An 11,608-nucleotide genomic window follows, 5' to 3' on the forward strand; every position below is an offset into this window, starting at 1 on the left:
TTTTTTTGATGTTATAGGATACAAAGTAGAGGAGTTTTGAACAAAATATTTTATTCTTTAAAATCTAAATTATTTTAATTTTAAAGATAGATAAGTTTGATTTTATATAGGTACACAAAAAGTGTATGTTTTAATATAACTTCAAATGTTTTTTGTTTCTTTTTTACATTTGATCCTTTGAATTTACTTATTTTTGACCTCTATTCTTACTGTTATGGAAAAACTTATTTCGTACCCTATTTCCGTTTTGTACTATCTGTGTTTCGGATTGACATTAGTTATTTTCCATCCTATTCAATGGGTTTGTTTCAATGTTTTTGGATATCAGGCTCACAAAAAGAGTGTCGATTATTTGAATTTCTTTTTGACAAAATGTACTAACATTCTTGGAACAAGGTATACTTTTGAAAACAGAGACACCATACCAAAAAATGTACCTATAATTTTTGTGGCGAATCATCAAAGTTTGTATGATATCGTTGGAATTATTTGGTATTTGAGACGTTTTCATGCCAAATTTGTTAGTAAAAAAGAATTAGGAAAAGGTATCCCAAGTGTTTCCTATAACCTCAGACATGGTGGTTCTATTTTAATTGATAGAAAAGACCCAAAACAAGCTATTCCATTGATTAAAGGGCTATCAGAATATATAGAAAAACACAACCGTTCAGCAGTCATTTTCCCAGAAGGGACAAGAAGCAAAAATGGTAAACCAAAAGAATTTGCTCAAAGTGGACTAAAAATCTTATGCAAATACGCTCCATCAGCATATGTTGTCCCAATTACTATTAATAATTCGTGGAAAATGGTTAAATTTGGCCCTTTTCCAATGGGTTTGGGAAATCATTTGCAATTTATAATTCATGAAGCCATTCCAGTAAGCGAATATTCATTTGAAGAAATAATGGAGAGAACAGAAAAAGCAGTAACCCAATCTATTAAAATTTAATTTAGATATAATGTCAATAAAAAATATACGTCTAGAAGTGATGCAGTTTCTAGAAAATAAAGTAGAAGGCTTCATTGACGAGTTTTTGATTCCTGTTGATAAAATTTGGCAACCATCAGACCTAATTCCAGATGCTCAAAGTGAAACTTTTTTTGAAGAGGTTAAGGAACTACAAGAAATTGCCAAAGATATACCCTATGATTTTTGGGTGGCTATGGTTGGTGATACGATAACAGAAGAAGCTCTTCCTACCTATGAATCATGGCTTATGGAAGTTGAAGGTGTTGATAACGATGGTAGAAACGCTTGGTCTAAATGGGTTCGCCATTGGACTGGTGAAGAAAATCGCCATGGAGATTTATTAAACAAATATCTTTACCTATCAGGAAGAATTAACATGCGTGAAGTTGAAATTACAACACAACATTTAATCAATGATGGTTTTGATATCGGCACCGGTAAAGATCCCTACAAGAATTTTGTGTATACTAGCTTTCAAGAACTAGCAACTTACGTTTCACACAATAGAGTGTCGCAATTAGCCAAAGAGTATGGCGATAAAAAATTAGCCAAAGCTTGTAAATTAATTGCAGGAGATGAAATGCGTCATCACACAGCTTACAGCGAATTTGTAAATGAAATTTTTAAGGTTGATCCTTCAGAAATGATGTTGGCGTTTCAATATATGATGAAGCAAAAAATAACTATGCCAGCTCATTTCTTGAGAGAATCTGGGGAAAAAATCGGCAAAGCATTTGAAGAATTTTCCAATTCAGCTCAAAAACTTGGGGTTTATACTGCCAATGATTATGTGGATATTCTTCAAAAATTGATTGACAAATGGGAAATAGACAAAATAGGCGGACTTACAGACGAAGCTGAAAAAGCTAGAGATTATTTGATGAAATTACCAGCTCGAATGGCAAAAGTTTCTGAGCGATTGGTATTGCCAGATGAGACTTATGTTTTTAAATGGGTACAACCTGCTTTGATAAAATAACATAGAAATCCTTTCATTTTGAAGGGATTTTTTAATTCTGAAATAATGACTTTACTAGATAAAACGAAACTTTTTGTAAAACAAGAATTAGAAAATGCCGAAGGAGGCCATGACTGGTTTCACATCGAACGCGTTTACAAGAATTCGCTTTTAATTGCCCAAAATGAAGAGTGTAATTTGGAGGTTGTTCAATTAGGTGCCCTACTTCATGATATTGCAGATGCAAAATTTCATGATGGGGATGAAACCATTGGTCCTAAGATTGCCCGAACTTTTTTAGAGAATGAAAATGTTAATGAAACCACTATTCAGCATGTGATTAATATCATCGAAAACATTTCGTTCAAAGGCGGAAATTTCGAAAAGAAATTTAATTCCAAAGAATTAGAAATTGTTCAAGATGCAGATCGATTGGATGCTCTTGGAGCTATCGGAATTGCTAGAACATTCAATTATGGCGGATTTAAAAACCGCGCATTATACAATCCTGAAATTGTGCCAAATTTGAATATGACCAGGGAAGAATACAAAAATTCGGAAGCACCAACCTTGAATCATTTCTCCGAAAAACTTCTTTTGTTAAAAGATAAAATGAATACCGAAACTGGAAAAAAAATTGCACTAGAACGTCATCTATATATGGAAAATTTCCTTTCGCAGTTTTATGCGGAGTGGGATGGGGAACGATAAAATTTATTTTCCTTTAAACTCTGGTTTTCTTTTTTCTAAAAAAGCGGTTGTTCCTTCTTTAAAATCTTCGGTGCCGAAGCATTTTCCAAAATTTCGAATCTCGGTTTCATATCCATTGACACCATCTTTGAAGTTAGCATTAATGGCCTTTATAGCTCTACTAATCGCAAAAGGCGAGTTTCTCATAATGCGAGTTGCAATGTTTTTGGTGAAGTCTAAAAGCTCTGCTTGTGGTACAACATGGTTTACTAATCCGGCACGAAATGCTTCTTCAGCTGAAATCATTCCTGCAGTCATAATCATTTCCATGGCGCGACCTTTTCCAATCAATTGAGGTAATCGTTGCGTTCCACCATAACCTGGAATCACTCCGAGAGAAACTTCAGGCAAGCCCATTTTGGCATTATCAGAAGCAATTCGGAAATGACATGCCATGGCTAATTCTAATCCACCACCAAGTGCAAAACCGTTTACAGCGGCAATCGTTGGAGTTTTTAAATTTTCGATAAAATCAAAAAGTAATTCATGACCTTGAGCTGCCATTTGAGCCCCTTCTTCAACAGAAAAATTAGCAAATTCCGAAATATCTGCGCCTGCAACAAAAGCCTTTTCTCCTTCGCCAGTAATGATAATTACTCTTACATCATTATTATTTTCTAAACTTTCGAATGCATTGTGAAGCTCATTGATAGTGGCAACATTGAGAGCATTTAATTTTGATGGACGGTTAATAGTGATTTGTCCAATGCTGTTTTCGATAGTTACTAGTATGTTTTCAAAGTTCATATGAAGTAGTTTTATTTAACAATAGGAAGTGACACAAAAAAAGTGGTTCCTTTTCCGATTTCTGTTTCAAAAGTAATGGTTCCTTTATAATTTTCTATAATGTTTTTTATAATTCCTAAGCCTAATCCCATTCCGCTTGTTTTGGTAGTAAATTTTGGTTCAAAAACATGCTCAATATTATCCGATTCAATACCAATTCCGTTGTCTTCAACCGTGATGATAACATCGTTTTCAATTTCATTTACTAAAACCAAAACTCGCTTTTCTACTTGTTCCTCAGGTATGGATTGAATAGCATTTTTAACCAAATTGGTTATGATACGAATCAATTGTGTTCGGTCTAATTTGGAAATGATATATTCTTTATTGCTTTCAAAAACTATAAAATCTTCGTTGAAAATATCCAAAGCTAATTCTACCACTTGCACCACATTGAGTGTTTCGTTTTGCTGTGCCGGCATCGATGCAAAGTTAGAAAAGGCAGAAGCTACAGCACTCATAGTATCAATTTGTTGGATTAAAGTTTTGGAATAATCATTCAGTTTTTGTTTCAATTCGGGATCATTCGGGTCAAATTTTCTTTGGAAACTTTGTACTGTCAAACGCATTGGTGTCAATGGATTTTTAATTTCATGAGCTACTTGTTTTGCCATTTCACGCCAAGCCTGTTCCCGTTCGCTTTGTGCTAATTTGACTGCACTTTCTTCTAGTTTATCCACCATTCGATTATAAGCATTGATCAACGAATTGATTTCTTTACTATTGGCTTCAATGACAATTTTCTCGTTCTTTTGGTTCAAACTTGTTTCATTGATTTTATCCGAAATGGTTTTCAAGGATTTAGTAATATAACTCGAAAGGAAATAGGCCAAAGCAAAAGCAATAACTAACATAAAGGAATAAACTTGACTCAATCGTATTAAAAATTGACGCAATTCCCTTTCATAAAACCCATCGTCTTCCACATAAGGAATGTTTAAAATTCCAAGAGGTTTGAATTTGTCATCCTTAATCTGGCTATAAGAGGAGCGGTTTTTAACCCCGTTTACATTTTTAATATCTACGTATCTTTTCTCGACTGAAGATTGAACGAGTTTCAGAACATAATTTGGAATCGGTTGCGCTACTTTATCAACTGAAAATGAGGATTTAGAAGATTTCAATAATTTCCCATTCAAACCATATATGTTGATTTCGAGATTATGAATATCAGCTAATTCATGGATTTTATCTTTGAAAATCAGAGGTAGATTTCTTTCCGTGAGCGGATAGGTTGTATTGGCAAGAACATAATTAATGTGTTCTTTTATTGCAAATTCTTTTTGGTCTAATCTTTTTTGATGGTAATCTTTAGCTTCATTTTTAAACTGAATAATAGAAATCGAAGCCATCAAAATGGAGGCAATTAATATCAATATAATCATCGATAGGAAAATCCTAATTCGGAGGGACAACATTGACATTTTAAATCCGTTGAACATGGTTTAGGATTTGTTTTTTTCTCTTATTCGTTTGTAAAATTTGAAGCCCAACATAATTAAAACCGAAAATAAAATAATTCCAATTACGCCATAAATCCAATTGAAAGCATTCTTTAAAATTACTAAAAACACAACAGCAAAAAGAATGATAGTTGCCCCCTCGTTCCATAATCGCATGAAGTTGGAAGAATAATTGAATACATCATTTTGTAATTCTTTATAAATCAAATGACATTTAATTTGGTAAGCTATCAATAAAACCACAAACCCAAGTTTGACATGCATCCAGGGCATTTGCAACCAAGCGGGCATTAAATGCAATAATAGTAATGCAAAAATAATAGCCAAAACCGCACTAGGCCAAGTAATGATGTACCACAAACGATACGTCATTATTTTGTATTGCTTTTGCAGAATTTCTCTCTCTGGAGATGGTTTTTCGTTGGCTTCAATTTGATAAACAAATAAGCGAACAATGTAAAACAAACCCGCAAACCAAGTGATTACAAAAATGAGATGTAATGATTTTATGTAGTTGTAGTATTCCATACTATTTATTTACTCCAATCGGTAATCCAATTCGCAACTACACCACACCATTCGTCTTCATCATTCATACAGGGAACAGCCATAAATTCTTCACCACCATGATGTAAAAACTGTTCGTTGGCTTCCATGGCAATTTCTTCTAAAGTTTCAAGACAATCAGCAACAAATGCTGGAGTGACAACCGCTAATTTTTTAATCCCTTGTTCGGGCATTTTATTGATTTCAACATCGGTGTAAGGAGTTAGCCATTTATCACCTGCTAGTCGAGATTGGAATGTTTGACTGTATTTGCCTTCTGGAATTCCTAATAATTTCACGACTTGTTTTGTGGTTTCATAACATTGATGACGATAGCAAAACTCATGTGCTGGAGAAGGGGTGTTGCAACAAGACCCATCAATTTTACAATGAGATTTAGTTACATCCGTTTTACGAATATGGCGTTTCGGAATTCCGTGATACGAAAATAACAAATGGTCGTAATCAAATCCATCCAAATGCTTTTTTATCGAATTAGCTAATGCTTGAATGTAGTCGGGTTTGTTGTAAAACGCAGGCACATTGGTAAAAGTCATTTCCGGGAAGTGCTTTTGACGCAATTCTTCAGCTAAAACAACGATAGTTGTGGTTGAAGCCATAGCATGTTGAGGATACAAAGGCAAAAGCATTACTTCGGTAACGCCTTTATCTTTCAATTCTTGTAATCCTTTTTGAATAGTTATCGTGCCATAACGCATCGCTAGAGCTACAGGAATATCAACTTTTGCCGCAACTTTTTTATGCATTTTTTTCGAAATCACTATCAAAGGAGAACCTTCACTAGTCCAAATTCTCGAATAAGCTTCTGCCGATTTTTTAGGTCGAGTTTGTAAAATGATGCCACGAACTAATAAAGCTCGTAATAGAAATGGTACGTCAATCACGTATTTATCCATTAAAAATTCATCTAAATAAGGCTTTACATCTTTTGCTGTTGGACTTTCGGGTGAACCTAAATTAACTAATAATACTCCTTTCATTTTGGCAATTTTAATTTTTGATAAAAGTAATGAAACTTCTTTTTTGGCTTGATTTGTACTTACATTTTTTATTGATAACCGCATATACGAGATTGATGCTATGCTGTATTTTGATTGATGGACATTAAATATTTTTTGGGAGTGGTGGCAAACTTTTTCTTGAAGGCCGCAATAAAATGACTTCCTGTACTGTAACCAATTTTTAATCCAACTTCATTAACATTATAAGAGCCTGAATCTAACAATCTTCGGGCATAATCCATTTTGTAATCAAATAGAAATCCGTAAACGGTGTCGCCATAAATTTGTTTGAAACCCATTTTTAGTTTTTTCAAACTTAGGCCAACTTGTTCGGAAAGTTCTTCTAATCCAGGGGGTTCAGCCATATTGGCAATCATGATTTCTTTGGCTTTTTTGATTTTCATCACATTATCTTCGTCTATTAAAAACGGACATTGCTCAGCGTTTGGATCTTCATTTCGATTAAAATACAAACTCAATAATTCATATCCTTTTCCTTTATAATATAAATTTTTAATGGAAGGATTCAGTGTGTAATGAAACATTTGGCTCAAAACAATAGCCATAGACGGACTGATATTTTCCTCTTTATAGTATTTTTTATCGTTGTTTTCTGCACTTAAGAACGGAATATGGTCTGCTTCAGAAGAAAATAAAGAATGGAATTTTTGTATAGAAATTATGACCGAAATCACCCAAGAATTAGGCGCCAATTCTAAATCCAAAGGCAATTCTTTTTGTGGATTGTAGAATAACAAAGACTTTTCTTCTTTCAAATCTAAAGCATAATTTCCTTGATTGAAGACAAATTTTGCCTTGCCTTTGATGCCAAAATGAAATTGAATTAGCCCTTGCTGTATATGTTTTTTCACGTGAAAGTTTTCATTTTCATCGTTTTGAAACCGGATTAGGGTAAAGTCGTTTTCAATTGTTATTATTTCTTGAGAACCCATAGCGATATTTTTTCGTATATGATTGGGAAGCCAAGTAAAAATCTTATTTAGAATCAATCTACATAGGGATTTTGTTAAGACTTGATTTCATTACAAATTTATGATAAATAACGCTAAAAAGATATTTTGTTTACTAAATATCTCATAGCGATACAAAAAGTCCCTTGAGCGTTACTTTTATAAATTGTATAATGATAATTTTGTTTAACTTTTTAAGGAAAGTAGTTTATGGAAAATTTTAATATGACGAAACACACCTCTTTTTACGCCGTTGGATTAAGTTATAAAAAAGCAGATGCTGAAATTAGAGGGAAGTTCAGTCTAGATGCTAAAGCGAAATCAACTTTACTGATGCAAGCCGAAGCAGAAGGTATTGAAGCCTTAATAGTTACATCAACTTGTAACCGTACCGAAATATATGGCTTTGCTAAGCATCCTTATGAGTTAATTAAACTACTTTGTGAAAACAGTCAAGGTTCAGTTCCGGAATTCCAGGAAGTGGCCTATATCTATAAAAATCAAGAAGCTATTAATCATATGTTCCGTGTAGGAACTGGTTTAGATAGTCAAATTCTTGGGGACTTTGAAATCATTAGTCAAATCAAAATAGCTTTTAACGAGAGTAAATCAAACGGACTCGTAAATTCTTTCATGGAAAGATTAGTAAATTCTGTAATTCAAGCTAGTAAAAAAATCAAAACAGATACTGAAATTTCTTCTGGAGCAACTTCGGTTTCATTTGCTTCAGTTCAATACATTATCAAAAACGTTGAAGATATTGCCAATAAAAATATTCTTCTTTTTGGCACCGGCAAAATAGGAAGAAACACTTGTGAAAATTTAGTAAAACATACCAAACACGAGCAAATCACCTTAATCAACAGAACTAAAGATAAAGCTGAAAAATTGGCTCAGAAATTAGATTTAGTGGTAAAAGATTATGCCGATCTACAGTTAGAATTGCAAAAAGCGGATGTGGTCGTTGTTGCTACTGGGGCTCAAAATCCAACTATCGACAAAACGATTTTAAACCTGAAAAAACCTTTGCTGATTTTAGATTTATCAATTCCAAAAAATGTAAATGAAAATGTTCAGGAAATGGATGGAGTAACTTTGATTCATTTAGACCATCTATCTCAAATCACAGATGAGACATTAGAAAACAGAAAATTGCATATTCCAGCCGCTGAAGCCATCATTGAAGATATCAAAGAAGAGTTCATGGCTTGGACTAAAAACAGAAAATTTGCTCCAACCATTCAAGCACTAAAGGAGAAATTAAATTCAATTAAAGAAGGTGAATTAAATGTTCAAAGAAAAAAATTATCCAACTTTGACGAAGAGCAAGCTGAATTAATCAGCAATAGAATCATCCAAAAAATCACGAATCATTTTGTCAATCATCTGAAAGATGGCGACTCTATTGATGAAGGCATTGAATGGATTGAAAAAGTATTCCAATTAGAACAAGAAAAATCATTCTTTTAATTGCTGATTACTACAAAATAAACCCAAAACAAAGTGGCAGATAAAACCATACGCATAGGAACCCGCGATAGCGAATTGGCACTTTGGCAAGCACATACGGTTCAAAAGAAACTTCAAGATTTAGGATACAAAACGGAAATTATCGCTGTTAAATCAGATGGTGATATTATTTTGGACAAGCCACTTTACGAACTCGGAATCACCGGAATTTTTACAAAGACTTTAGATATTGCTATGATCAGCGGAAAAGTTGATATAGCGGTACATTCCATGAAAGATGTTCCTACAGCATTGCCAAAAGGAATTGTTCAAGCTGCCGTTTTAGAACGCGCCAATGTCTTGGATATTTTAGTTCACAAAGGAATAACTGATTTCCTCAATTCCGAAGCAACCATCGCTACCGGAAGTTTACGTCGTCAGGCACAATGGTGGCATAAATACCCAAACCATACGGTTGTCGATTTACGTGGAAACGTGAATACCCGAATGCAAAAACTGAAAGATAACGATTGGAAAGGAGCCGTTTTTGCTGCTGCTGGTTTGGAAAGAATTAACCTGAAACCAGATAGTTTTATCAATTTAGATTGGATGATACCAGCACCTGCCCAAGGAGCAATGGTTATTGTTGCTATGGAAAACGATACGTTTACCATCGATGCTGTTTCGCAACTTAATGATATTGAAACTGAAATTTGCACTTACATTGAGCGGCAGTTTTTAAGAATACTTGAAGGTGGATGTACAGCGCCTATCGGAGCATTAGCAAAATATAACGAAGAGGAAGATACGATAGATTTTAAAGGAGTTTTGTTATCCATTGACGGAAAACAAAAATTGGAAGTAGATAAAAAAGTGGATATTACTGAGTGGAAAAAATTAGGATTTAATTCGGCTCAGGAAATTTTAGAAAACGGAGGTGCCGAGTTGATGACAAAAATCAAAAATGAATTGAAAAAGTAATGCAAAATCCAATTCGCATAGTGTCAACAAAAAAGCTTTCTGATAAACAAAAGCAACAATTGTTGAGTGCGAATTTTTCCGTATCGGATGAGGATTTTATCAGTATTCAAAACAAGGATTTCGAAATAGATTCAATTAATGAGTATTTAATTTTCACTAGTCAAAATGCAGTTGAAAGCGTTCTTAGAAATGAAAAAATAACAGACATTAAAACAAAAAAATGTTTTTGTGTTGGCGAAAAAACAAAAGGATTATTAGAGCAAAATAATTTTGAAGTTCTAGTATATTCCGATTATGCATCTGAATTGGCATCAATAATTTGTAACCAATATTCAAAAAATAGTTTTACATTTTTTTGTGGAAACATTCGAAGAGATGTTTTGCCTGACGCTTTGCAATTAGCCCAGATAAAGTTGGATGAAGTTATGGTTTATGAAACAATTTTGACTTCACATAAAATCGATTTTTTAGTTAATGGGATTTTGTTTTTCAGTCCATCTGGAGTAGAAAGTTATTTAGAAAAAAATAAAATGGATGATGAAATATGCTTTTGCATTGGTAACACAACAGCTGAAGCTTTAAAATATGTAACCCCCAATATTATCATTGCCAACCAACCAACAGCGGAAAGTAATGTAATGAAATGTATAGAATATTATAGACAATAACAATGATTAAAAACGACCTTTTTTTAAGAGCCTTAAATAACGAAACGGTAGAACGTCCTCCAGTGTGGATGATGCGTCAAGCTGGAAGATATTTACCTGAATTTAGAGCTTTACGCGACAAATATGATTTCTTCACCCGTTGTGAAACCCCAGAATTAGCAGCAGAAATTACAGTGCAACCCATCCGAATTGTAAAACCAGATGCAGCTATTTTATTTTCGGATATTTTGGTTGTACCTCGTGCCATGGGAATTCACGTAGAATTAAAAGACAATTTGGGACCTATTATTCCCAATCCAATTCGTACTATGGAACAAGTCAATCAGGTTTTTGTTCCCGATGTTAATGAAACTTTAGGCTACGTTTTTGATGCTATCAAATTAACCAAGGAAATGCTCAACGATGAGGTTCCGCTTATTGGTTTTGCTGGTTCGCCATGGACGATTTTTTGTTACGCTGTAGAAGGGAAGGGTTCTAAAAGTTTTGATACCGCCAAAGGATTTTGTTTTTCTAATCCAGTTGCAGCGCATACTTTATTACAAAAAATCACTGATACCACTATTTTATATTTAAAAGAAAAAGTAAAAGCAGGTTGCAATGCAATACAGATTTTTGACTCTTGGGGAGGAATGCTTTCGCCAGTAGATTATCAAGAATTTTCATGGAAATACATCAATCAAATTGTAGATGCCTTAGCGGAAGACACTAAAGTAATCGTATTCGGAAAAGGATGTTGGTTTGCCTTGAATGATATGGCCAAATCAAAAGCTTCTGCATTAGGAGTGGATTGGACTTGTTCAGCAAGAAATGCTCGTTATTTATCTGGAGGAAGAATCACTTTACAAGGAAATTTCGACCCAAGTCGTTTGCTTTCTCCAATTCCAACCATCAAAAAAATGGTACACGAAATGATAGACGAATTCGGGAAAGATAGCTATATAGTAAATCTTGGCCACGGAATTTTACCTAACATTCCTGTGGATCACGCCAAAGCTTTTGTGGAAGCAGTGAAAGAATATAATCAGTAGCGGAGAAAGAGGATTT

At 33.9% G+C, this 11,608-nt stretch carries 12 protein-coding genes; 7 read left to right on the forward strand and 5 right to left on the reverse strand.

Annotation, left to right across the window (positions count from 1 at the left end):
• The first annotated feature begins 214 nt into the window (after window positions 1-214).
• The 3 genes from OLM53_RS09975 to OLM53_RS09985 are packed head-to-tail and all read left to right on the forward strand — an operon-like array spanning window position 215 to window position 2,639.
• Window positions 215-949, forward strand: a complete 735-nt coding sequence (locus tag OLM53_RS09975) for a lysophospholipid acyltransferase family protein (protein WP_264520086.1) — start codon at window positions 215-217, stop codon at window positions 947-949.
• A 10-nt stretch (window positions 950-959) separates the two neighbouring features.
• On the forward strand, window positions 960-1,949 hold the full coding sequence (locus OLM53_RS09980) for an acyl-ACP desaturase (RefSeq protein ID WP_264520087.1): 990 nt from the start codon (window positions 960-962) through the stop codon (window positions 1,947-1,949).
• A 45-nt stretch (window positions 1,950-1,994) separates the two neighbouring features.
• Window positions 1,995-2,639, forward strand: coding sequence for an HD domain-containing protein (locus tag OLM53_RS09985; protein ID WP_264520088.1), 645 nt, complete (start codon window positions 1,995-1,997; stop codon window positions 2,637-2,639).
• 3 nt (window positions 2,640-2,642) lie between these two features.
• On the opposite strand, the gene OLM53_RS09990 is transcribed toward OLM53_RS09985, so the two are convergent.
• The 5 genes from OLM53_RS09990 to OLM53_RS10010 form a co-directional block, all read right to left on the reverse strand.
• The gene (locus tag OLM53_RS09990; RefSeq protein ID WP_264520089.1) at window positions 2,643-3,425 is read right to left on the reverse strand and encodes an enoyl-CoA hydratase/isomerase family protein; all 783 of its coding nucleotides are present in this window, start codon (window positions 3,423-3,425) and stop codon (window positions 2,643-2,645) included.
• An 11-nt stretch (window positions 3,426-3,436) separates the two neighbouring features.
• Window positions 3,437-4,906 carry a sensor histidine kinase gene (locus OLM53_RS09995; RefSeq protein WP_264520090.1) on the reverse strand — a complete coding sequence of 490 codons (1,470 nt, stop codon included), beginning with the start codon at window positions 4,904-4,906 and terminating at the stop codon, window positions 3,437-3,439.
• A gap of 3 nt (window positions 4,907-4,909) precedes the next feature.
• A complete protein-coding gene (locus OLM53_RS10000) occupies window positions 4,910-5,455 on the reverse strand; it encodes a CopD family protein (protein WP_264520091.1) in 546 nt (181 codons plus the stop codon).
• A gap of 5 nt (window positions 5,456-5,460) precedes the next feature.
• Window positions 5,461-6,474, reverse strand: coding sequence for a ferrochelatase (gene hemH, locus OLM53_RS10005; RefSeq protein WP_264520092.1), 1,014 nt, complete (start codon window positions 6,472-6,474; stop codon window positions 5,461-5,463).
• Window positions 6,475-6,572: 98 nt separating this feature from the next.
• Window positions 6,573-7,448 carry an AraC family transcriptional regulator gene (locus OLM53_RS10010; protein WP_264520093.1) on the reverse strand — a complete coding sequence of 292 codons (876 nt, stop codon included), beginning with the start codon at window positions 7,446-7,448 and terminating at the stop codon, window positions 6,573-6,575.
• Between the two features lie 228 nt (window positions 7,449-7,676).
• On the opposite strand from OLM53_RS10010, the gene hemA reads away from it, so the two are divergent.
• From hemA to hemE, 4 genes are read left to right on the forward strand one after another with little or no spacing between them, the layout of a single operon-like run.
• Window positions 7,677-8,936 carry a glutamyl-tRNA reductase gene (gene hemA, locus OLM53_RS10015; protein WP_264520094.1) on the forward strand — a complete coding sequence of 420 codons (1,260 nt, stop codon included), beginning with the start codon at window positions 7,677-7,679 and terminating at the stop codon, window positions 8,934-8,936.
• 33 nt (window positions 8,937-8,969) lie between these two features.
• A complete protein-coding gene (gene hemC, locus OLM53_RS10020) occupies window positions 8,970-9,896 on the forward strand; it encodes a hydroxymethylbilane synthase (RefSeq protein ID WP_264520095.1) in 927 nt (308 codons plus the stop codon).
• Window positions 9,896-10,564: a uroporphyrinogen-III synthase gene (locus tag OLM53_RS10025; protein ID WP_264520096.1), complete on the forward strand. Its 669-nt coding sequence runs from the start codon at window positions 9,896-9,898 to the stop codon at window positions 10,562-10,564. Before hemC ends, OLM53_RS10025 begins: the two co-directional genes overlap by 1 nt.
• Before the next feature lie 2 nt (window positions 10,565-10,566).
• Entirely contained in the window at window positions 10,567-11,592 is a 1,026-nt protein-coding gene (gene hemE, locus OLM53_RS10030) for a uroporphyrinogen decarboxylase (RefSeq protein WP_264520097.1), read from the forward strand.
• The last annotated feature ends 16 nt before the right edge of the window (window positions 11,593-11,608 follow it).

The organism is Flavobacterium sp. N1994 (genome assembly GCF_025947145.1).
In the GTDB taxonomy this organism is placed as follows: Bacteria; Bacteroidota; Bacteroidia; order Flavobacteriales; family Flavobacteriaceae; genus Flavobacterium.

Coding starts and splice junctions, on each gene's coding strand:
- OLM53_RS09975 (WP_264520086.1), top strand. CDS start 215: ATGGAAAAACTTATTTCGTACCCTATTTCCGTTTTGTACTATCTGTGT.
- OLM53_RS09980 (WP_264520087.1), top strand. CDS start 960: ATGTCAATAAAAAATATACGTCTAGAAGTGATGCAGTTTCTAGAAAAT.
- OLM53_RS09985 (WP_264520088.1), top strand. CDS start 1,995: ATGACTTTACTAGATAAAACGAAACTTTTTGTAAAACAAGAATTAGAA.
- OLM53_RS09990 (WP_264520089.1), bottom strand. CDS start 3,425: ATGAACTTTGAAAACATACTAGTAACTATCGAAAACAGCATTGGACAA.
- OLM53_RS09995 (WP_264520090.1), bottom strand. CDS start 4,906: ATGTTCAACGGATTTAAAATGTCAATGTTGTCCCTCCGAATTAGGATT.
- OLM53_RS10000 (WP_264520091.1), bottom strand. CDS start 5,455: ATGGAATACTACAACTACATAAAATCATTACATCTCATTTTTGTAATC.
- hemH (WP_264520092.1), bottom strand. CDS start 6,474: ATGAAAGGAGTATTATTAGTTAATTTAGGTTCACCCGAAAGTCCAACA.
- OLM53_RS10010 (WP_264520093.1), bottom strand. CDS start 7,448: ATGGGTTCTCAAGAAATAATAACAATTGAAAACGACTTTACCCTAATC.
- hemA (WP_264520094.1), top strand. CDS start 7,677: ATGGAAAATTTTAATATGACGAAACACACCTCTTTTTACGCCGTTGGA.
- OLM53_RS10025 (WP_264520096.1), top strand. CDS start 9,896: ATGCAAAATCCAATTCGCATAGTGTCAACAAAAAAGCTTTCTGATAAA.
- hemE (WP_264520097.1), top strand. CDS start 10,567: ATGATTAAAAACGACCTTTTTTTAAGAGCCTTAAATAACGAAACGGTA.